We start from the raw sequence: 20684 nt of genomic DNA, 5'->3' as shown, positions 1-20684 counted from the left end.
CGATGAAGCCAGCAGGGCCAGCACGGCGCGCTCCGGCGAGAACGCTGGCGACTCAGCCGTCGGTGTTCGCCGTCGTCCCGCGAGAGCGTGGTGCCGGCGACCGACGCCCGGCATCGTCCGGCTCGTCGACTGTGCCGACCGGGCCTTCAGGGCCGAGCGGGCTGTCCGCTGAGCCGGTCGGGTCGGCCGGCGCGGCAGCACCTGGCTATCGATGGAGGCTGCTGTTGGTCATCGGGCTGGCCGTGCTCGGCTTCGGCTCGCTGATGACACTGGTGACCGCGGCATTGACGCCGATCTCCGAGGAACTCGACACCTCCCTGTCCACAGCGGGCTGGGTGATGACCGGACTCATGCTCGCCATGGCCGTCTCCACCCCGATGGGCGGCAAGCTGGCCGATGCCTACGGGCATCGACGCGTGTTCATGTCCGGCATGGTCGGCATGACCGCGGCCATGATCGTCAACAGCTGGGTTCCCGACATCGGGAGCTTCATTGCAGTGCGCGCCGCATTCGGCGTATGCGGCGGAATGCTGATGCCTTCAGCGATGGCACTGCTCATGCACGCCTTCGGTCCGGCCAAGCGCGCACAAGCCGTCGGGTGGTTCCAGTTCGCCATGACCGGTGCGCCCACCATCGGGGTGGTCGCGGGCGGTCCGTTGCTGAACGTGCTCGGCTGGCGCGGCGTGTTCCTGCTGTTCGGCGTGATCGGCTTGGGAGGCACCGCCCTTGCGGCTTTCGTGGTCAGGCCCATCCCCCGCGGCGTGCGCGTGCCCATCGACGTCTTGGGAGCGTCGCTGCTCGCTGGCGGGACCGGGCTGGCGCTGTGGGCCATCACTCGGGTGCCGACGTTGACCCAGGCGGGAGCGCCGTTGCTTCGGGACCGCACGCTCTTGACGATGCTGGGCGGCTCAGTGGTGTGCTACGTGCTCTTCGTCGTCTGGGAGCGGCGCGCACCGTCGCCGCTGCTGGATCTGCGGCTGTTCCGTCGGACCAGCTTCACGCTGCCGCTGATCGCCGCACCCGCCAACCAGTTTGCCTACATGGGGGCATTCACGCTGGTGCCGGCGATCTTGCAGACTCGCTATGGCTACTCTGTGGGCGCAGCGGCACTGCTGATGGTGCCGCGGCCGGGTGCATTCGCCATAGCGTCGCCGCTGGGCGGCACGATCGTGACCAAGTTCGGCGCCAGAGCACCGATGTTCTTCGGCACGTGCGCCATGATCGGTTCGATGCTCGCCTTCGCTGTCGGCGCGGATCCCGCCGGCTGGGGCCTGATCGCGGTCATGGTGGGGCTGGTGCTGTCGGGTCTGTCGGCGGGCATCGGCTCGCCCGCGTACCAAGTGCTGGTAGCGAACTCCGTCGACGACAAGGACCTCGGCATCGCGAACGGCATGAATCAGACCGTCATGTGGATCGGCATCATCTTCGGCATCCAGACGATGCTGGCGTTCGCCGGCAATGATCCGTCATTCGGCCGGCTGCGCGCCACGTTCGTGCTGGGTGCCGTGGTTGCAGCGTTCGGCTTCGTCGCACCGCTGTTCGCCACCCGCCGGGCCGCTCGCGGGGTGTAGCCGGCTGGATTCGCCCTCGCACCGCGCGTGCTCACCGCTGCCCCGGGGCTGTGCGGGGCAGCGACGCTCAGAGCGCGGCCAGAAAATCGAGCAGCTCGGCGTTGAACTCGTGTGCTGCTTCTTGTTGCACCCAGTGGCCTATGCCGTCCAAAATCACCGACTTGTGCAGGTTGGGCAGCGTTTCGTTGAACTTGGCGATGGAACCGGCGCCCCACACGGTCGGGCCGTCCACCTCGCCGCCGACGAACAGGCTCGGCTGGGTAATGGCTGCGCCGTCGAAGACGGCCATGTCTTCCCAGTCGCGGTCCACGTTGCGGTAGCGGTTGAGCCCGCCGGACATGCCGGTGCGCGTGAACTCCGAGACGTAGTAGCCGAACTCGGTCTCGGACATCCAGCGCGGCCACGTGCCCGCCGACGGCCAGATGAAGTTGTCCGAGAGCTTCCCGCCTGGCGACACGGAGAATCCGCCGCCGGAACCGTCGCCGGCAGCGCGCCGTGCGGCCACGCCGTCGCCTGAAGCGGCGTAGTACATGCCCAGCAGCCAGTGAGCCAGATCCGCTTCCATCTCGGCCTCGGCGCGGCCTGGCTGCTGGAAGTACTCGATGTAGAACTCCTCGTCGCCCCCCATCATCCGGAACGCTTCGCTCGGCTTGAAGTCGCTGCGGGCGTTGTACGGCACGCTCACCAGCACGAGCGAGCTGAAGATGTCGGGCCGCAACAGGGCTGAGCTCCAGGCGATGGGCGCACCCCAGTCGTGACCCGCGATGATCGCCTGGTCCGCGCCGAGCGCTCGCACGACGCCGACGTTGTCGGCGACATGGCGCACCATGCGGTAGTCCTCGACTGCCGTCGGCGCGGACGAGCGGCCGTAGCCGCGCACGTCAATCGCCGCTGCGCGGTACCCGGCTGCGGCAACAGCGGGGAGCTGGTATCGCCACGAGTACCACGACTCGGGGAAGCCGTGGACGAACAGCACGAGCGGCCCCTCGCCCATCTCGGCCACGTGGATGCGGGTTCCCAGCGCATTCACGTCGTGGTGTCTCACGCCCGACAGGTTCCCGGCTGCAGCACCGTCGATGCCATCGTTCTCGCTCATGGCGACAGTCTGGCCTCCGTGCCGCCTTCCGCGCTGCTGCAATGCGGCGACATGTCGAAGCCTGAAGCGGCGGTGTCGCTAAGGGGCCTCCGCCGGCTCAGCATCGAGCTCTACCCATTCGAGCCCGTCGCGGATCGGGTATGGGAGCTGCGGTTCGATCTGTCGGCCTATGACGCGTGGTACGTGGCGCTCGCGGAGTCGCTCGGTGCGCCGCTGGTCACGCTGGATCGCAGGATGGCACGCGCCGCAGGCACGCGGTGCGAGTTCAGCGTTCCGCCACTGCCTGAGCGGAGCTAGTCGCCGAGAGCTCGTTCCTCGTGCATCGTCGGGTTGCAGGGCGAGCAGCCAGACAGCGAGCCGAGCATCGCCCGACGCGGCGCGGCCGCAGCGGCAAGGATGGGCGACATGACCAGCGACATGAGCACAGAGCGGTTCGAGCTGCCGGAACTGGAGACCATTGCGCTGGTGCCTGAGCGCGAGACGCTGCGGGTTTGGCTGAACCGGCCGCAGTCGCGCAACGCCCACAACCAACTCATGGTGCGCGAGGTGGGCGACCTGTTCACGGCGCTCAACGGGCAGATCCGGTACCGGGTGGTGGTGCTGGGCGGGCGCGGCCCGTCGTTCTGCGCAGGCGCCGACCGCAAGGAGCGGCTGCCGCCGGCGGCAAACGACCGTGAGGCTCGCTATGTCAATCAACTGGGCCGTCGCGCGGCGCGTGCCATCGAGGACTGCGAGGCCGTCACCATCGCACGGGTACACGGGCACGCGATCGGCGGCGGCTGCTGCTTCGCGGCGAGCTGCGACTTCCGCGTCACCGAATCCGACGCGATGTGGTACGTGCCCGAGGTCGAGCTGGGCGTGCCGCTGCCGTGGGGCGCGGTGCCCAGGCTGATCTCCGAGCTCGGCATGGCTCGGGCCCGCCAGTTCGTGATGACCAGCGAGCGCATTGACGGCCGCCGTGCCGCCGAGTGGGGCTTGGCCCACGAGGTGTGCGAGGGCATCGAGGCCTTGGACGCTGCAGTCGACCGCTGGGTTGCGCGGCTGACGGACCTGCCAGCGCTGTCGGTGCAGATGGCAAAGCACCAGCTGCGCGGCTATAGCGCGCTCACACGGCTGGGCGACCTGTCCGAGTTCGACGGCGATGCCTCTGCCCGTGCCATCGTGAGCGAAGACGCCCGAGCCCGCTTCGGCACCTTCTAGCCGGGGCACGGCCGACGGCGCAATGGGCCCGCGCGTCAGGCCGAGCTAGAGCTGGCCTGGCTCAGCGCCAGGCAAGTAGTTCACCGGCAAACTCGTCAAGCGTCGGACTCGCGACGGCAGGTCGGCGCCGACCAGCCGTGAAGGCCCCGCCGGCAGGGTGGACAAGATGATGCCGTCGAAGCTGGCACGCGACAGCACTGCCTGAATCGCCCGGAGCGGATCCGGATCGCCGAGTTCGCCGGTTGCGGCGTAGGACGCAGCCGCGATCTTCGCGAGCTGCGCGTCGAGACGCTTCTGCGCCTGCTCCATGCCCAAGGTGTCGGGCCCGAGATGGTCCGCCGCAGGCACATGTTCAGACGGAATTCCCGTCACCGGGTCGGCCGCGAGCATCGACAGCCGACGCGCCCGCGCGTAGCTCTTGGAGTGCGTCATCGGCACCAAGAGATGAAATTCGCACGGGCCCAGAGCGTTCAGCCGGTCGATCTCAGCGACCACTTCGCCGGTGCCCAACGTCTGGTTGGCCACGATCAGCCAGCGTGTCACCTCGACGTCGGGCGCCCCCGGCGTCAGCCCGGGACGTATCCGGTCGACACGAAACGCCACGCGCAGCCTGATGCGGTACAAGGCGATCTCGCCGTCCACGATCATGACGTCGCGCTCTTCGACATAGGCCACCGACAGGTCGCGGATCGTCTTGGTGGCCTCCGCCACACCTCGGCGAGCTGCGTCCTCCCAAGACAGCCGGCTCGCCGCTACCAGCGTGATGACCTTCTCGACCGCGTTGCGGTTCGTCTGAGGTGATGCTTCCAAGTTGCAGACCCGTTCAGTGTGCGCCGGAGGGACGGTCGGCGTGAGGCAGACTGTAGGGCACGCCGCGTCGGCGCGGCACACTGCGCGTTGTCCGGCGTGCCGGGTCGGCACTGGTGTCTCGTTGCGCTGATGCAGACTGTGTCGCAAGCGGGACGCGACACCCCACCCGATGTCGAGGAGGGACCCATGAGCAGCGTCTACAACGTCATCGAGCTGATCGGCACCAGCGAGGAGTCGTGGGAGAAGGCAACCCAGAATGCGATTGTCGAGGCTTCCAAGACCTTGCGCGATCTGCGGGTGGCTGAGGTGGTCGAGCAGGACGTCGTGATCGAAGGCGGCACGATCGCAGCCTTTCGCACGAAGGTGCGGCTGTCGTTCAAGCACGAGTCGCCGTGAGCTGCCATCGCTGCGCATCTGCCGCGATTCCGCGGTGCCGCCGCAACGCCCGCACACGTAGCCCGCGCGAGCACCGAGTCGGTCACCGAATCTGGCACAGAGTCTGCGGACACTGCTTGCTGCGATGACCTCAAGCGGCCTTGACGGCATCCGTGTCGTCGAGCTGGGGCAGATGGCAGCGGCACCGTGGGCGGCGAAGCTGCTGGCCGACTTGGGCGCCGATGTCATCAAGGTCGAGCCGCCTGCCGGAGACGCGGCGCGGCGGCGCGGGCCGTACAGGGGTCGCGGACCCCACCTGCTCGGCGGTTCCGGCCGGTCCCACCCCGCCGGCAGTTCCGACCCATCTGACGACTCCGATCTAGCCGGCGACTTCGGCGCATCTGCGTTGTCCGGCGCATCCGACCAGGACGACATGAGCGGCTTGTTCGCAGCAGTCAACACGAACAAGCGCAGCCGTGTTCTCGATGTCTCCTGCGACCACGACCGCGCCGTGCTGGACGAGCTGCTCGCCGAGGCGGACCTGTTCATCCACGACCTGAGCCCGCGCATCGCGGCGGCACAAGGTCTGGCGGCGTCGTCGCTGCGAGCACGGCATCCGTCGCTGGTGACCACGTCGATCACGCCGTTCGGGCAGACCGGCCCATACGCGAACTGGAAGGCCACCGAGTTGCAGGTGGTACACGGCGGCGGCTGGGGTTGGCTGACTCCCGGCTGCGTGCAGGACTCCGAGTTGCCTCCGCTGAAGCCTCACGGCCACCAGGCTGCGTTCCAGTCCGGCTTCGCCGCGGCGTGCGCGTCGATGGCCGCTGTGGACCGAGCGCAACGCACCGGACACGGCGAGCACATCGACTTCGCTCAGATGTCCTACGTCGCCGGGATGCTGGAGGCCGCCTTCATCAGCTGGACTTACCGAGGCGAGAACTCCAGCCGCTTGGGCGCCCGCATCCTCAACCCGTGGGGCATCTTCCCCGCCGCCGACGGTCTGATCTTCGTGGTGTGCATCGAGCGGGATCAGTGGGAACGGCTGAAGGACTTCATGGGACGGCCTGAGTGGGCCGACATGGACATCTTCGACACCGTCGAAGGACGCTTCGACAACGAAGACTTGCTGCGCCTGTGGCTGGGTGCGTGGATTGCCGACCAGCCCGTGTCCGATCTGTTCCATCGAGGCCAGGCGCAGCGACTGGCCTTCGCTCCAGTGAACAGCGTGGCGCAGATGGCTGCCGATGCGCACCTGGCAGCACGGGGCTTCTTGGTCAGCCACGACCAGCCGGGGCTCGGCAGCATCACCGTTCCGGGAGCGCCCTCGCGGCTGACGAATCCGTGGTGGCGCATCCGGCGCCCGGCGCCCGCTCTGGGCGAGGACAACGTGGCGGGCTTCGCGGGCGCGAGGTCGTGTTCGCCGCCGTCAACAGCGTCGCCGCCGCAGGCATCCGTGCCGCCGACTGCGCCACCGAGCCCGGCCACAGCGCTGCCGGATGCATCGGGGCGTTCGGCCGCCGCATCGCCAGCGTCAGCCCCAGGCCACCGCAACACCGATCGTCCCCTCGACGGGGTCACGGTGGCCGACTTCACTTGGGTCTGGGCGGGGCCGTACTGCACGCTGCACTTGGCGCATCTGGGTGCGACGGTGATCAAGGTGGAGTCGGCGACCCGGCCGGACTTGGGCCGCCGGCTGCCGACGCAATCCGCCCGCCACCACGTCACGCTGGACACCAACGGCTACTTCAACCAGTACAGCCAAGCCAAGAAGAGCGTTGCGGTGGATTTGGGCACGGCCCGGGGCCGGGCGTTGGCGAAGCGCCTGGCGCTGGCGTGCGACGTGGTGGTGTCCAACTACGCCACTGGTGTGATGGACACGTGGGGATTGGGCTACGAGGCGCTGGCCGCCGAGCGTCCCGACGTGATCGTGGGCGCCATCAGCGGCTACGGGCATCACGGGCCGTACAGGTCCTACATGGGCTACGGGCCCACCACCGGTCCGCTGTCGGGCTTGGCGTCGATGACCGGGTACGTGGGCGACGACGCTGCAGAGCTGGGCGTGTCGCTCGGCGATCCGGCGGCGGGCATCGCGACGGCGTTCGCACTGGTGGCTGCTCTGGTGGCACGGCGACGAACCGGGGAAGGCCAGTTCATCGACACGTCGTTGTGGGAAGCCACCACGGCCTGCACGGTCGAGGGCTGGATGGAGTGGGTGATGCGAGGCGTCCAGCCGAAGCCGTCGGGCAATCACGACCCGCTGATGGCGCCGCACAATCTGTACCGCTGCGCAGGCAACGACGACTGGGCTGCCATCTGCTGCACCGACGAGGCCGAATGGGCCGCTCTGGCGGGCGTCACCGGCATCGACTCTGCTGACGACAGGTTCGCCACCGCCGCAGTCCGCAAGGCCAACGAGGCAGAGCTCGACAAGCTCATCGGTGCGTGGACACGCGAGCGCGACCAGTGGGACGTCACCGAGCTGCTGCAAGCGGCGGGTGTGCCCGCTTTCCCCTCGCTCAGCGCCCGTTCGCTCGAAGTCAATCCTCACTTGGCATCGCGAGGTTTGATCGAGCGGCTGGAGCATCCGGTGGTAGGGCAGATGAGCCATGTGGGGATTCCGTGGCTGCTGACCGACGGCACCAACGGCGTGCGAGCCCCCGCGCCCACACTGGGCCAGCACACCCACGACGTGCTGACCGAGATGCTGGGCCTGAGCCCCGACGAGATCGAATCCCTAGAGCAAGCTGGCGTTCTGCGCTGATCTGGGTTATTGAGCAAAGTTACTCAATAGCCCAGATCGGTTGCTATGCTTGCCGCATGGAGACGTACCGACGCCCGCTCGTGGCAGAGATCGTTGCGCGGCTCGAGCAGCCGCCGGAGCGTCTGGTCGCGGTGTTCGGGCCCCGGCAGACCGGCAAGACGACCGCTGTTCGGCAAGCTCTCCGCTCGATCCGCCGGCCCTGGCGTATGGTCGCGTTCGAGCCCGGAGGTGCCGACGACTCATCCGATGGAGCGTCGGACGAGCCTTGGCGAGCGGGTGTAGGCACGGCCCCGGGTCCAACCGCACGTCTGGCTTCCGCGTCCCGAGACGCCGAGTGGCTCGTCGAAGTTTGGGAGCGATGCCGTCAGCGAGCGTGGCAATCCCGTGCAGGCTACGTCTTGGTGCTTGACGAGATTCAAGCGCTACGAGACTGGTCATCGGTCGTGAAGGCCCTCTGGGACGCCGACCGCGCATCGGGCTGTCCGCTGCACGTTGTCATTCTTGGCTCGGCGCCCTTGCGGATTCAGGCGGGTCTCAACGAGAGTCTCATGGGCCGCTTTGTGTCGGTCGTGTCACCTCACTGGTCCTTCCCTGAGATGGCCGACGCATTCGGCTTCAGTTTGGACGAGTACGTGTTCTATGGCGGGTATCCCGGAGCCGCGCCGCTTCGCGCCTCACACGAGCAGTGGCACGGATACGTGCGTGGCAGCTTGATCGAGCCGAACATCGAGCGGGATGTGTTGGCCATGACAAGAGTCGACAAGCCCGCTCTGCTGCGACGCCTCGTCGAGCTCGGTGCAAGCTACTCGGGACAGATCGTGGCCTACAACAAGCTGGTAGGTCAGCTCCAAGAGGCAGGGAACACCACCACCTTGGCGAGGTATCTGCAGCTGCTGACAAACGCCGGGTTGCTGGCGGGATTGCCTAAGCACACTGAGCGAGCCGTCTCGGCTAAGGCTTCAACGCCCAAGCTGAACGTGCTGAACACTGCCCTGATGTCCATGATCTCCGGCTACCGATTCGACGAAGCGCGTTCGGATCGCACGATGTGGGGGAGGCTCGTCGAGAGTACTGTCGGAGCACATCTCATCAACACGATGTCCTCCGACGGTCACGTCAGGTATTGGCGGGACACTCATCGCCGTTCAGCGGTTGAAGTCGACTTTGTGCTGCAGAGAGGCCCACATCTCCTGGGAATCGAGGTCAAGAGCGGGACGGCGCCTCCCCAGATGACCGGGCTTAATGAGTTCAGCAATCGCTTCAACGCGAGAACCCTCGTCGTGGGCCAGGGAGATATCCCCTTGGACCAGTTCCTCTCTGCCCCTGCAACCGAATGGGTGGATGTGACATGAGCGACATAGACGAGATATACGTCCAGCGGACCTGCACGCAACTGGCTGGCCTTGGTGGTAGCCGGCAAACAAATCACTCGATGTCGCTAAGCGATTACCGCTCTGAAGTTGTGTACATCTTGCTCGGAGGTCCCGGCTCTGGCAAGACGACCGAGTTCAAGCGGGAAGCCGAATCGCTCGGCGATGCGGCGACGTACGTCACAGCCAGAGATTTCGTGGCTCTTGATCCCGAAGACGAGTGGCGTCACAGAACGTTATTCATCGATGGCTTGGATGAAATCCGCGCTGGCACGTGCGACAGGCGCACGGTCCTCGACAAACTACGCAATCGCCTGAAGACACTCGCTTGGCCGACGTATCGCCTGTCGTGCCGCGAAGCCGATTGGCTTGGGAGCAACGACCGGCAAGCATTGGAACGAGTGACTCCCGGCGGCGCTGTGACCGTCCTACGACTTGACGCGCTCGACGATGAGGCGCAGCTCGCGCTGTCAAGGCACTACCTCAATCCACCTGTAGCTGTCACGGCTGGAGGCGCGGCGGGAGAAACAGAGACCGCGTGCATGGCGACGGAGCTGCCTTGCGACCGCGAAACCGCTCGGCTCTTTCTGGGCGCGGCGGAGCAACGAGGCCTCGTCGGGATGCTGGGCAACCCTCTCTCGTTGAGTCTGCTCGCTGAGGCCGTTGCCGAAGAAAATGGGAAGTGGCCCGAGAGCCGGCGCGAGATATTCGAAGACGCATGCAGTCGTTTAGCACAAGAACAGCCTGAGAATATAGAACAACTAGCATCGGCAGTCTCGGAACCTGTGAATGTCAACGGCTTACTTCTGGCCGCCGGCGAGCTGTGTGCCTATTCGCTCTTGACTGGCATTGAGCGTATCTCGCTCATCTCAGCGAATGGCGACCTCCCCTGCATAGCGCTCAATGAACTGTTTTCGGACATTCGACGCGATTTACCTTCGCCCTACGCCAATGTACTTGGCGCTGCCGACATCCCGCAGCTGCGCCGAAGCGCCCTTGCTACCAAGTTATTCGCCGCCGCGTACACCACTAGTGCAGATGCCGTGGCACCGGTGATGTCGCCTCTGCATCGCCACATCGCTGAATTTCTTGCTGGCCGTTATCTTGCACAGCTCATCAATGACGGCCTTCCCGCGCGTCGAGTCATTGCGCTCATGCTGAGTCCGTCCGATCAGCGTGTCGTGACATCACTGCGAGGCTTGTCGGCGTGGATTGCGGCGCATTCGACTGAGGCGTTCGATCTGCTGATCGATGCTGACCCTGTCGGTGTTGGATTGTACGGGGACATCAGCGGCCTGAGCTCATGTCAATTCAAGAAGCTTCTGGGCGCGCTTGCTTGCTTCACAGCCGAGGGTCCGCTACTCGGACATGAATGGCGCGACAGCCCAGAGATGGGATACCGGGACAACACTGCCTGGGCGTTTCGTTCGATGGTGACCCCAGCGACCCTCGACACGATTGAGGACCTGTTACGTGAATGCAAGACGAACTACGAGAGTAATCGGATCGCACAGTTCTTGTTATCAGTGTTGGCAGAGGCCGCGCAGGATACTCCGAAAGTCGCTGCCTCGCTGGAGCAGGATGTGTTGTGCATCGTAAGTGACACGCGCTGCCATCATCAGACTCGAAGTGCCGCATTGCGAACGTATCTCAAAACTGGCAAGGCAGAAGACGGCCGCAACGAACTCCTGCTGCAGTTCCTCACCGCGGCAGAGAATGATCCGAAATCAGATCCGCAAGGAGATCTGACCGGGCTTCTGCTCGGCGAGCTCTACCCACACCATGTGCTGCCTGGAGACATATGGTCACATCTCCGCCCGCATGCGGTGCAGTACTACTACGGTAGCTATACACTATTCTGGAAGAAACGTCTTATTGAGCACTCGTCTCCTCAGAATGCCGCTGATGCACTGGATGCTCTGTGGATCACACTCAATTGTGATGAAGGTGCAGGCGATGTCGTCGCGCTACTCCGCAAGAGTGAGCTGCCTGAGCTGCCGTTGGAACTTGTGAAGCTCGCACTTGATATACCCAACGGTGAACGCGATCAGCGCAATAGAGGACGAGTTTCGACTAGGTCAGAGAGGACACTCTACGATGGAGACGAAGGTAACCCGGATTGGGAGCGATTGTTTAGGTGGCTAACTGTCGCAACCGCATGCTTGGGTCATATTCGATCTTTAGCAAGACAAGACCTACATGACGCCATCTCCGCAAGCCTCAAACAGATGGAGCCGCAGGACGCATTTGCACTGCTTGGGTCCGACGATGCGCGGCGTGTGGCTGATGGAGCAAACGATCTTGCGGACCCCACTGGATCCCTACGCGCGTGGCTAGAAGCACGCCCCGAAATACAGCGTCAGCTGTATCTGTTATGGTTGCGATGGCGTGCTGAGCAGTATAGCGCGCCAAATGCGCAGCATTTTTGGGCACTCTCGGTGCCGATGCCGTTGTTTGACAGTACTCTGCCGCGTGATCTTGGTGTCTGGTGTCTTGAACAGGCGATAGCACTTGAAGCCTCCGACCAACAGTTTGCCGCTTTGCTCCTCAAGCACATCATGCGGTACCAGATCAATGATGCCGACATCAACGAAAATCTCTCGTTGGAATTGATCCGTACCGAAGTGAGCGGCAGTCTGGTGCTGCGAGCGGTCTTCGAAGATCTGATGGAGGCACCCGAGATTGATCCACATCTTGCTGAGCAAGAAGCCAGGGTGCAGGCTGCTCGGCTCAAGCGAGAGGAAGAGCAAGGAACACTCCGCCAGCAGTGGACAGATTATATTCGTGCCAACCTCGAAACGCTACGCGCCGGTTCGTTCCCTGTCCATCAACTCGACTATCTCGCAAGCGTCTACCTCGGGTATCACCGCAACACAGGACAATACAGCAGCGGAGGTGAGCGGCTGGCGGCTTTTTTGCAGAATGACAGGCAACTCGCGGCAACTGTATGTGACGCGTTCACGGTCGCCGTGCTCAGCGCCGAGTTGCCCACCGTCCGGGAGACGATCACTCTGAATGCCGAGCGTAGGCGAGCGTTTGTCACCTGGCCGCTGTTCGCCGGCCTGCAGATCGTCGAGGCGGAGGGCAAGGACTGCTTGGCGGATTTCGACGATGAGCGTAAGAGGCGCATTCTGGCAAGCTGCTTCTGCGTAGCGCAATCGCTGGTGCGTACTCCGACGTGGCTTGAGCCGTGGGTGCAGACGGATCCGTCACTGGTCGCAGATGTACTCGTCCAGTGCATCAGGGGTGATGTGCTCGCAGGCCAAGAGTCGAGCTTCGCACTGCACTGGCTCGATCTACTGGATTTTGATGCTACGACGGAGTACCAGATACGGCTGCGTGTACTGAGGTCGTTTCCAACTACTGCACCTCGACGTCAGCTACGGCTGCTTGACCAGTTGCTCCTAGCTGTCGTCAACGCGGGCAGTGGGTGTCGGACCAATGAGACTATTGATATCGTGACGACCCGTGATGTCCTTGACGCGAAGCTAGCTAGCACGAGTATGACGGTATCGCAGCGTGCTCGTTGGCTTATGGCGGCGGTGCTCTTGTTTGAGTGTCATTATCTGGATCAACTTGTCACTTACGTAGTCGGGAACCCCGGCAGTGCGAGCGCCCGGAAGCGCAGTCTGGTGGAGTTCTTGTACGCTGAAGAGGTAGCGCCCCGTTGGACGAGCGAGCCCCACTTTAGCAATGCCCTCTTGCCGTGTACACTGGCCACGTTGGTTGAGGTCCTAGGTAGCGAGTTCGCACCAGCGGGGACAAAATACCGCGTGGGTCTGTCCACTGTTGACAGTGAGGCCGAAGATTGGATTGCCGGCTTTATCGCACAACTTGGTGATATTCCTGCGCCCGAAGCGACAAATAATTTGCAGGAACTACTGCAGAACCCTGAGTTAGAGGCATGGCAAGACCATTTGCGCCGAGCAACGGAGACACAGCGAACCCTGCGGCGTGATGCCGAATACCAGCCGCCTACGCTGGAAGTGGTGCAACAGACACTCAGCAATGGCCTACCTGCGAACGCAGGCGATCTAGCATCTCTGCTAGTGGATCGTCTTGACGACATCGCGGGTAGGTTGCGGGGGGACCCAAGTAACCCTTGGCGCAGCTTTTGGAATGAGGACCAGTACGGCCGGATATTTGATGGCATGGACGACCGGAATTTTGATGCAAAGGTCGAAGATGCATGCCGCGACGTGCTGATGCAGATGTTGAGAGCGGAAGGGCTAGCGCGCGAGATTGATCTTGGCCGTGAAGGCAACTACGCTGCTGACACGCGTGCGGACCTCCGTGTCAGCTATGGCGGTTTCAACGTTCCGATCGAAATCAAGAGACACTCGCACCGAAACCTTTGGAGTGCGATCCGCCGTCAGCTCATCGAGAAGTACACCACTGATCCGGCCAGCGACGGTTACGGCATCTACCTTGTGCTTTGGTTCGACAGCAATGGCAAGATGAGGGTGCCGGTGCCAGCATCAGGCAAGCTTCCTCGGACATCAAGCGAACTACAAGCGATGCTTGAGGCTTCCCTTAGCGACGACGAGAGGCGTCGCATATTCGTGCGAGTGCTCGACGTCACGAAGCCGCGCAGCTGATGGCGAAGCCATTCGGAGGCCGGCTGGGTCCGCTTGTTCGGCGAGCCAGCCCGTGAGCGTGAGCTGAAGCAGAAGCGACGGTGTCTGCGGCGGAGCTGAAGCTTGCGCTACTCGGGCCAGTCGGTGAGGGTGACGAGGTCGAACATTGCGCCTGCTGGGTCGGCCACAGTGGCCATGCGGCCTGGACCCCAGTCGAAGGGCGGCACGATCACGCTGCCTCCCTCGGCTTCTGCTGTCGCGCACGCAGCGTCCACATCGGCCGCACCGAAGCTGACCCGCCAGTGCGGTGGCACCCCTTCGGGCAACGGCATCGCTGAGGTGCTCGCCACAGGTTTGCCGCCCAGCGTGAACACCGTGGGCGAATCCGGCATGTCTTCCATCGTTCCGGCTTCCCAGCCGAACAGCTGGCCGTAGAACTGGGCTGCGGTGTCGTTGTCGTGCGTCGCGACCTCCGCCCACGTGAACGCACCTGGCGCATTGACGATCCCTGCGCCGATGGCGGTGATCGGTGCCCACGTGCAGAACACGGCACCTGTCGGATCGGCGGCGATCACCATGCGGCCCGCCGCGTTCGGTCCCGGCTCGGGCATGTCGACCGCCGGCCGCATCACCGCTCCGCCTGCGACCACGACACGGCTGGCGAACTCGTCTGCATCTTCGACCGTCACGTACACGTTCCAGCAGGGCGGGACCCCTTCGCTGAGCAACTCGGGCGGCATGTCGAAGATGCCTGCGGCAGGGCGCCCATCCACGACGGCCATTACGTAGTTGATCTCGCCGGTGGGGTCGCGCTCGTACTCCCAGTCCATGACGGCGCTGTAGAAGTCGAGCGCGCCCTCGACGTCGGTCGTTGCCAAGTCGACCCATGACGGCATGCCGGCTGGATGTCTGTCACTCACCGCCATGAAGATGCTCCTGTGCGCTACGGCCTCACGGGCGCCAAGCCCATCAGGCGGAGTACGTTGACGGGTTGTCAGGCAGGTAATGGGACTGTGACTTGGGCTGGGAGGGCTTGGCTAACCGGCTGGGGCGAGCTCACGCCGCAGAATGCTGGCGGTGAGTTCTTGGGCTTCCCGCGCTTGGCTCAAGAAGCGGGTCATGCCGAAGAACCCGTGGAACTGACCCGGGTACTCGATCAGCGTGGTGGGCACGCCGGCATCGGCCAGCTGGTGCGCGTAGGCGACACCTTCGTCGCGCAACGGGTCATGGCCGGCCACGATGACCAGCGCAGGCGCAGCGCCAGCAGGGTCGCCGACTGCGAGCGGGGCCGCATAGGGGTTGGAACGTTCCGACGGCGGGCAGTAGTGGTCGTCGAACCACGTCATGGTCGAGCGGGTCAGCAGGTAGCCCTCGGCATTGGCGATCATCGATGGGGTATTCCTCTCGAAGTCGGTGACCGGGTAGACCAGCACCTGCAGCGCCGGCTGGCTGCAGGCCTCGCCGGCCGCTGCGCCGTCACGGCACTTGAGCGCCACCGCTGCCGCCAGGTTGCCGCCTGCGCTGTCGCCGCCCACCGCCACCCGCGCCGGGTCCACCCCCAGCTCGCCGGCATGGTCCACCACCCACTGGGTCGCGGCGCAGCAGTCGTCGATCGCGGCTGGGAACCGATGCTCGGGTGCGAGGCGGTAGTCCGCCGAGACGGTCACCACGCCGGCCAGCATTGTGAGCGAGCGGCACGTGCGGTCGTGCGTCTGGATGCTGCCGACCACCCAGCCGCCGCCGTGGAAGTAGACGAGGCAGCCGAGCGTTCCGCTGTCGTCGGCGGTAGCGGCACCCTCGCCAGGCCGATAGATGCGCACCGCAATGTCGTTGCCGTCCGGGCCGGGGACAGTGCGGTCCTCCGTGGTGGCGATCTCGACGAATTCCCCGGCGGGCGGCATCTCCTCGAAGCCTGCGCGAGCGCGTTCGTGGCCGACGTCCTCGAACGAAGGCCGGCCCAAGGCGTTCAGCTGGTCGATAACTGCTGACGCTTCGGCTTCGAGGGTCACAGCGAGCAGCATATGCGCACGGTCGTTGCAGCGCCCGGACGCGGGCACCCGCGACGCAGCACCCTTGCTCGACGTTGCGCGACAGGCCGCTCGGGTTCGCTCAAGCACAACCGAGGCGCCGCCCGAAACACTGCCAGCCGGCGGCAAGGCAATGCGGCTGCTCAGCCTGTAACTTGTCTCGCACCACATTCACCGATGGACACGACGAGATCAGGGGGATGCTGTGGCGACCAAGGCTGGGGAGCGGCTGGACTTCGACGGCGGTGTGCAGGTCATCGTCACCAAGGGCGGCGAGGCTGATGTCTCGGCGTCTGCGGGAGGCGAAGGACTGAAGGTCGGCAAGCGCTATCAGGACGAGGAATCCGGCATCGAGGTGCTCGTCACCAAGCCGGGCGCGGTGACCTTGCAGTGCAATGGCAAGGACATGGCGCTGCAGGAACCGAAGAAGACCAAGTCGGCCGACTGAGGCCGACCGACCGGCACGGGGCCGACTGAGGCCGACCGTCCGCTAGGAGGCCGACTAGGCCGACCGACTAGCACGGGGCCGCCGGAGGCCCAACGGTCTGAGGGGTGGCGGCACGCTGCAACGCATCGAACACCGACTGAGCGGCGGCCTGCTTGAACGCGCTGAGGCGCGTGAGTTGACCGATCTGTGTGCTTCGGTGCGGGAGGCACGCCAGCCTGCGGTGCTGGTGTTGCGCAACGAGCCCGGCAGCGACTTCTGCTCGGGCATCAGCTTCGACCCGATCGATCTCCAGCCCGATCCGGCAGCGGCTGTGGCCACGGTGCGTGGCCCAGTGGTGTGCGCCATCAGCGGCCTCTGCAGCGGGCCGGGCCTGGAGATTGCGCTGGCGTGCGATGTCCGGCTGTGCGATGCGAGCGCTCGTTTCGCCATGCGCAGTGCGCTGGAGGGCCGGCTGCCGTGCTGGGGCGGTACCCAGCGGCTGCCACGCGTTGTCGGTGCCTCGCGGGCCGCCACGATGCTGCTGCTCGGAACCGAGGTAGACGCGCAGACGGCGCTGACGTGGGGCCTGGCACACGCCGTCGAGCCCGACTTGACCGCCGCAGTGGATCGCTGGCTGGACGAACTGGCCGGCGTAGGCCCGCTGGCACTGGAGTTCGCCAAGGAAGCCGTCCACCGCGGCTCGGAGCTGCCGCTCGCCGACGGCTTGCGTCTCGAAGGCGACCTGAACCACCAGCTCGCCGCCACCGACGACCGCGCCGAAGGCTTGGCCGCCTTCTTCGACAAGCGCCCGCCGGACTTCAGTGGCCGCTGACTTGCCCGCGTCGAGCGACTGGCCCCGACCGGATGTCCCCCAAGTCCGCTGGACCTGACGTGAGCGATTGGCTGCCGCCGGGCCTGCCCGACTACGCCGCCGTGCTCGCCGCAGCCGTGGACAGACGGCTGGGCCTTGGCGTGGAGGGTGACGCGGCGTACTGGCTTGAGCTGCCGAGGCGCCTCGGTGCAGCGGGCGTTCCCGCCGAGCCGGTGCGCTGGGGTGACGGTGCGCTGTGCGTGGACCTCGGTCCCGACGACGCCGAGACGTGGGAGCGCTTCGCGCTGGTCCATCGCAACGAGCCAGACCCCGAAGCCGTCGCCGTCGCCGCGCAGGAATGGCGCCTGGCGGTGACCCCCTACCGGAAGCTGCCCGCCACGGCCGCCGCGCCGGTCGGCGTCGCTGCTGCCGACACCGCTGCGGCTGCCGCACCGTCGGGGCGTGCGGCGGTCGAAGGCAGGAGGATCGTGGACATGACCTCGATGTGGGCGGGGCCGCTGTGTACCGAACTGCTGGGCCGCGCTGGGGCCTGCGTTCGCAAAGTCACCTCCGCTGCGCGGCCCGACGGGCTCGCAGGCACGCCCATGTACGCCGAGCTGAACGCCCACAAGGCAACGGTCGAGATCGACTCCAGGCACCCAGCCGGCCGCCGAGAGCTCGAAGACCTGCTGGGGTCGGCAGACCTGCTGGTCACCTCGCTGTCGCCGCGGGCGCTCGCCAATCTCGACCTGCTGCCGTCACAGCTCGGGGCACACCACTCAGGTCTTCGCACCTTGGCCATCACGGCGTTCGAAGCAGACTCACCCGAGCACCACTGGATCGCCTACGGCAGCGGCGTTCACGCTGCGTCGGGACTGGGCTGGCTGGGCGACAGCCCGCAAGCCCCTGCGTACTCCTACCCCGATCCGCTCGCAGGCCTGCTGGCGGCGCGCGTCGCAGCAGATCAGCTGACCGGCGCGCTGCCACGGCATCGGCGCGTATCGCTCGCCGCTGCCGTAACGCCGCTCGCCTGCCGGGCCGCGACGGGCAGCACCAATGTCGCCGACCTGGCCGGCGCAGTTGGACGACCCAGCCGTGGCTGAGCGGGTGCGACTGCACTTCGGCGACGACGGCGTGGCCACCATCACGCTGTGCCACCCGCCGCTCAACATCTACGACCTGGAGATGCGCGACGGGCTGATCGAAGCGGTCACCGCCGTGCGGGACGCACCCGATGTCCGCTGCGCAGTCCTCGCTGCCGCAGGCAAACACTTCAGCGCCGGTGCCGATCTCAGCGAGTTCGGCAGCGCCGAGTCGATCTTCGATGCGCGGCGCATCCGCTGGGATAGAGACCCGTGGCTGCCGCTGGCGGACCTGCCGGTTCCCACGCTGTGCGCACTGCACGGCTACGCGCTCGGCTCAGGGTTGGAGATGTCGCTGCTGTGCGACCTGCGCATTGCCGGCGCGGACACCGTCTTGGGCCTGCCCGAAACCAAGCTCGGCATGCTGCCCGCCGCAGGCGGCACACAGAGCCTGCTCGCCGGGATCGGACCTGCAGCGGCTCTGCCGCTGGTGCTCAGCGGGCGGCACATCAGCGCCGCACAAGCGCACAGCCTCGGCATCTTGAGCGAAGTCGTGCCAAATCCCAGCCTTGTCCGCCGCACCGCCGAGCTGGCACGCCAGCTCGCCCGCCTCGACCGCCCCATCGCACGAGGCCTGCGCCGCTGCCTGCGCGCCGCCAACGACCTGCCGCTGCACGCCGGCCTGGCCGTAGAGCGCCGCTGGGCCCAGATGTCACAACCCGCCGCTGACGAGCTTCACGCCCTCGCACCGGAGACCTGCCATGCTGCCGATGTCCGTGAACAGGCGTGTTGAGGCTGAGCGCATTTCGCACGGCTCTGTCGGCGGGCTACTGCAGCTTGATGTCGTCGCAGCGGCTGTTGGCCCGGCCGGGGTTGAAGTAGCGGGGCTGTTCGACGAAGCCGCTGCCGGTCCGATCGGTGGCGAGGTACTCCGCCACGGCGTTCGCAGTGGCACGGGCGGCTGCGCTGACGTACTCGTCGGTGGCGAACAGCTGCGCTTCGGAGCGGTTGGAGAGGTAGCCGTACTCGATGAGCACTGCGGGCACGTTCGGGCGGCGAATCATCCCGTAACTGTCGTTCGGGTAGTTGTTCGCTCCGCGAGGCAGCCGTACACGCAGGACTCCCGCATCGCGCCGACTGCGCCAGGTGACGCCGCTGAACTCGGACAGCTCTTCGGTGATGTGCGTATAGAGCAGCCCGCCCAGCCTCGAAGAATCAGGATCGGGCTGCTTAGCAGACGCGGACTGCACATAGACCTCCGTGCCAGGTCTCGTGCTGCGGCTCGGGCTGGGTGCGTTGTGGTGAATCGAGATCAGCGCGTCCGCTCCCAGCGCGTCTGCCAGCGCGGCCCGCACCCACAGCAACGAGGCATAGTTGCCGGTGCGGGTGGCAACCGCCGAGATGCCCCGAGCAGTGAGCGCCTCGACCACCGCAGAGCCGAGCGTCAGGTTCAGGTCTCGTTCGGTCAGTCCGTTGGGTCCGATGGCACCGAAGTCGTGGCGGCCCCCGTGGCCCGGGTCCACCACGACCTGCACTCCGTTGAGCGGCGTGCCGTCGGAAACCTCGGCGGCATTGCCGCACGGCGTTCGCACCAGATAGCCGTCGGTCGTGCGTTCCAGCACGGCGACCGGCACTCCTGTAGGCGTCACCAGTGCTTCCGGCATTCGCTGCTCAATGTCGCTTGACCCTGTGTCCGAGACAACGAAGCCGTCGGGGTTCATCAGATCGACAGGGCTGCTCACCAGCCAACGCCCCAGCGCGGTGCCGGCCGGCACGTACCGCCGCTCGGGCAGCAGCCGGTCGCTCCACGCGCCGTCTTCGGGACGCTGCTGCAGCCCGACCTCCACACGGCCGTCGGTCAGGCGGCGGGCCACCACCCGCGCGCTGATGTCGTGGGCTGCGCTGTTCGTCACCGTCAGCTCCGGGCCCCACTTCCATCGACCTGGCGCGGCGTCGGCGGCGACGAATCGCCGTTCGCCCAGGATCCGTTCGCTCCACGCACCCCCTGCCGTCTGCTGCAGCGCGAGCTCCACCACGCCACCGGCCACACGCTGTGCTGCCACCCGAACCTCGTATGCGGTCTCGGTTGAGGCTGGTTCGGCCCCATCGTCGGCTTCAGGAACGGCAGCAACCGACGCCGACGCGGCCAACACGACTGCAGCCACGGCCGCCGAGGCAAGTGCCGCAATCCGTCGCACGGCCCGGCAGGTTATGACCTCGCAAACACTCGCTGCCGGGTGCCGCTTGGTCATTCCTTCCAGTGGCCGTGGGCAACTCCTCTGACGCGTGGCTCTTGGTGCAGCAGCTCTCCGAGATGGGTGATTTCGTCGAGGTCCCAGCCGAGTGCAGTGCAGACCGCGGCATCCCATCGGCGGCGAATGTCGGTGTAGCCGTCGCGGAACTGCGGCACGACCTCAGTGCGCGTTGCCTGCCAACATTCGGCGAGATGCGCCATGCACGCTTCGTCGATCACCGAACGCGCGTCCACTGAACGCGCATCACCGGAGGTGCCGGCATCGCCAGACCCGGCATCATCAGACCCGGCATCATCGGGCATCGTGCTCACCCAGACGG

17 protein-coding genes are annotated in these 20684 nt (G+C 65.8%); 11 read left to right on the top strand and 6 right to left on the bottom strand.

All coding sequences use genetic code 11. The features are described 5' to 3' along the window. The first annotated feature begins 2 nt into the window (after nucleotides 1-2). On the top strand, nucleotides 3-1571 hold the full coding sequence (locus ACOGI4_RS01175; RefSeq protein WP_419842133.1) for an MFS transporter: 1569 nt from the start codon (nucleotides 3-5) through the stop codon (nucleotides 1569-1571). 67 nt (nucleotides 1572-1638) lie between these two features. Here ACOGI4_RS01175 and ACOGI4_RS01170 read toward each other — a convergent pair whose 3' ends face one another. Further along, nucleotides 1639-2667, bottom strand: coding sequence for an alpha/beta fold hydrolase (locus ACOGI4_RS01170; protein WP_419842132.1), 1029 nt, complete (start codon nucleotides 2665-2667; stop codon nucleotides 1639-1641). Between the two features lie 51 nt (nucleotides 2668-2718). Here ACOGI4_RS01170 and ACOGI4_RS01165 point away from each other — a divergent pair, with 51 nt between their 5' ends. Then, on the top strand, nucleotides 2719-2964 hold the full coding sequence (locus ACOGI4_RS01165; protein WP_419842131.1) for a type II toxin-antitoxin system VapC family toxin: 246 nt from the start codon (nucleotides 2719-2721) through the stop codon (nucleotides 2962-2964). Between the two features lie 108 nt (nucleotides 2965-3072). Beyond that, nucleotides 3073-3867: an enoyl-CoA hydratase/isomerase family protein gene (locus tag ACOGI4_RS01160; RefSeq protein WP_419842130.1), complete on the top strand. Its 795-nt coding sequence runs from the start codon at nucleotides 3073-3075 to the stop codon at nucleotides 3865-3867. A gap of 45 nt (nucleotides 3868-3912) precedes the next feature. On the opposite strand, the gene ACOGI4_RS01155 is transcribed toward ACOGI4_RS01160, so the two are convergent. Then, a complete protein-coding gene (locus ACOGI4_RS01155) occupies nucleotides 3913-4677 on the bottom strand; it encodes a dodecin family protein (protein WP_419842129.1) in 765 nt (254 codons plus the stop codon). A gap of 186 nt (nucleotides 4678-4863) precedes the next feature. On the opposite strand from ACOGI4_RS01155, the gene ACOGI4_RS01150 reads away from it, so the two are divergent. The 4 genes from ACOGI4_RS01150 (at nucleotide 4864) to ACOGI4_RS01135 (ending at nucleotide 13784) form a co-directional block, all read left to right on the top strand. Next, nucleotides 4864-5073, top strand: coding sequence for a dodecin family protein (locus ACOGI4_RS01150; protein WP_419842128.1), 210 nt, complete (start codon nucleotides 4864-4866; stop codon nucleotides 5071-5073). Nucleotides 5074-5197: 124 nt separating this feature from the next. Continuing rightward, nucleotides 5198-7816 (top strand): CaiB/BaiF CoA transferase family protein, encoded by a 2619-nt coding sequence (locus ACOGI4_RS01145; RefSeq protein WP_419842127.1) that lies wholly within the window; start codon nucleotides 5198-5200, stop codon nucleotides 7814-7816. Between the two features lie 56 nt (nucleotides 7817-7872). Next, nucleotides 7873-9168 (top strand): ATP-binding protein, encoded by a 1296-nt coding sequence (locus ACOGI4_RS01140; RefSeq protein ID WP_419842126.1) that lies wholly within the window; start codon nucleotides 7873-7875, stop codon nucleotides 9166-9168. Continuing rightward, nucleotides 9165-13784 carry a hypothetical protein gene (locus ACOGI4_RS01135; protein WP_419842125.1) on the top strand — a complete coding sequence of 1540 codons (4620 nt, stop codon included), beginning with the start codon at nucleotides 9165-9167 and terminating at the stop codon, nucleotides 13782-13784. The genes ACOGI4_RS01140 and ACOGI4_RS01135 overlap by 4 nt, the downstream gene beginning before the upstream one ends. 107 nt (nucleotides 13785-13891) lie before the next feature. Here ACOGI4_RS01135 and ACOGI4_RS01130 read toward each other — a convergent pair whose 3' ends face one another. Both ACOGI4_RS01130 and ACOGI4_RS01125 read right to left on the bottom strand, forming a co-directional pair. Further along, nucleotides 13892-14683, bottom strand: a complete 792-nt coding sequence (locus ACOGI4_RS01130; RefSeq protein WP_419842124.1) for a VOC family protein — start codon at nucleotides 14681-14683, stop codon at nucleotides 13892-13894. Nucleotides 14684-14800: 117 nt separating this feature from the next. Then, the gene (locus tag ACOGI4_RS01125) at nucleotides 14801-15784 is read right to left on the bottom strand and encodes an alpha/beta hydrolase (protein WP_419842123.1); all 984 of its coding nucleotides are present in this window, start codon (nucleotides 15782-15784) and stop codon (nucleotides 14801-14803) included. 211 nt (nucleotides 15785-15995) lie between these two features. Here ACOGI4_RS01125 and ACOGI4_RS01120 point away from each other — a divergent pair, with 211 nt between their 5' ends. The 4 genes from ACOGI4_RS01120 (at nucleotide 15996) to ACOGI4_RS01105 (ending at nucleotide 18903) form a co-directional block, all read left to right on the top strand. Continuing rightward, nucleotides 15996-16238 carry a hypothetical protein gene (locus tag ACOGI4_RS01120; protein WP_419842122.1) on the top strand — a complete coding sequence of 81 codons (243 nt, stop codon included), beginning with the start codon at nucleotides 15996-15998 and terminating at the stop codon, nucleotides 16236-16238. A 175-nt stretch (nucleotides 16239-16413) separates the two neighbouring features. Then, on the top strand, nucleotides 16414-17049 hold the full coding sequence (locus ACOGI4_RS01115) for an enoyl-CoA hydratase/isomerase family protein (RefSeq protein ID WP_419842121.1): 636 nt from the start codon (nucleotides 16414-16416) through the stop codon (nucleotides 17047-17049). A 59-nt stretch (nucleotides 17050-17108) separates the two neighbouring features. After that, nucleotides 17109-18131: a CoA transferase gene (locus ACOGI4_RS01110; protein WP_419842120.1), complete on the top strand. Its 1023-nt coding sequence runs from the start codon at nucleotides 17109-17111 to the stop codon at nucleotides 18129-18131. Further along, on the top strand, nucleotides 18085-18903 hold the full coding sequence (locus tag ACOGI4_RS01105; RefSeq protein WP_419842119.1) for an enoyl-CoA hydratase/isomerase family protein: 819 nt from the start codon (nucleotides 18085-18087) through the stop codon (nucleotides 18901-18903). The genes ACOGI4_RS01110 and ACOGI4_RS01105 overlap by 47 nt, the downstream gene beginning before the upstream one ends. A 34-nt stretch (nucleotides 18904-18937) precedes the next feature. Here the strand turns inward: ACOGI4_RS01105 and ACOGI4_RS01100 are convergent, their stop codons facing one another. Together ACOGI4_RS01100 and ACOGI4_RS01095 are read right to left on the bottom strand one after the other, a co-directional pair. Beyond that, nucleotides 18938-20275 carry an N-acetylmuramoyl-L-alanine amidase family protein gene (locus tag ACOGI4_RS01100; RefSeq protein ID WP_419842118.1) on the bottom strand — a complete coding sequence of 446 codons (1338 nt, stop codon included), beginning with the start codon at nucleotides 20273-20275 and terminating at the stop codon, nucleotides 18938-18940. Nucleotides 20276-20358: 83 nt separating this feature from the next. Next, nucleotides 20359-20667, bottom strand: coding sequence for a hypothetical protein (locus ACOGI4_RS01095; protein ID WP_419842117.1), 309 nt, complete (start codon nucleotides 20665-20667; stop codon nucleotides 20359-20361). Nucleotides 20668-20684: the final 17 nt, after the last annotated feature.

Source organism: Candidatus Poriferisodalis sp. (assembly GCF_965205175.1).
In the GTDB taxonomy this organism is placed as follows: Bacteria; Actinomycetota; Acidimicrobiia; order Acidimicrobiales; family Poriferisodalaceae; genus Poriferisodalis.
This window is presented reverse-complemented; position numbering and strand designations above follow the sequence as displayed.

What these genes read in the sequence shown, in the direction of transcription:
- ACOGI4_RS01175 (WP_419842133.1), top strand. Translation starts at nt 3, where the DNA reads ATGAAGCCAGCAGGGCCAGCACGGCGCGCTCCGGCGAGAACGCTGGCG.
- ACOGI4_RS01170 (WP_419842132.1), bottom strand. Translation starts at nt 2,667, where the DNA reads ATGAGCGAGAACGATGGCATCGACGGTGCTGCAGCCGGGAACCTGTCG.
- ACOGI4_RS01165 (WP_419842131.1), top strand. Translation starts at nt 2,719, where the DNA reads ATGTCGAAGCCTGAAGCGGCGGTGTCGCTAAGGGGCCTCCGCCGGCTC.
- ACOGI4_RS01160 (WP_419842130.1), top strand. Translation starts at nt 3,073, where the DNA reads ATGACCAGCGACATGAGCACAGAGCGGTTCGAGCTGCCGGAACTGGAG.
- ACOGI4_RS01150 (WP_419842128.1), top strand. Translation starts at nt 4,864, where the DNA reads ATGAGCAGCGTCTACAACGTCATCGAGCTGATCGGCACCAGCGAGGAG.
- ACOGI4_RS01145 (WP_419842127.1), top strand. Translation starts at nt 5,198, where the DNA reads ATGACCTCAAGCGGCCTTGACGGCATCCGTGTCGTCGAGCTGGGGCAG.
- ACOGI4_RS01140 (WP_419842126.1), top strand. Translation starts at nt 7,873, where the DNA reads ATGGAGACGTACCGACGCCCGCTCGTGGCAGAGATCGTTGCGCGGCTC.
- ACOGI4_RS01135 (WP_419842125.1), top strand. Translation starts at nt 9,165, where the DNA reads ATGAGCGACATAGACGAGATATACGTCCAGCGGACCTGCACGCAACTG.
- ACOGI4_RS01125 (WP_419842123.1), bottom strand. Translation starts at nt 15,784, where the DNA reads ATGCTGCTCGCTGTGACCCTCGAAGCCGAAGCGTCAGCAGTTATCGAC.
- ACOGI4_RS01105 (WP_419842119.1), top strand. Translation starts at nt 18,085, where the DNA reads ATGTCGCCGACCTGGCCGGCGCAGTTGGACGACCCAGCCGTGGCTGAG.
- ACOGI4_RS01095 (WP_419842117.1), bottom strand. Translation starts at nt 20,667, where the DNA reads ATGCCCGATGATGCCGGGTCTGATGATGCCGGGTCTGGCGATGCCGGC.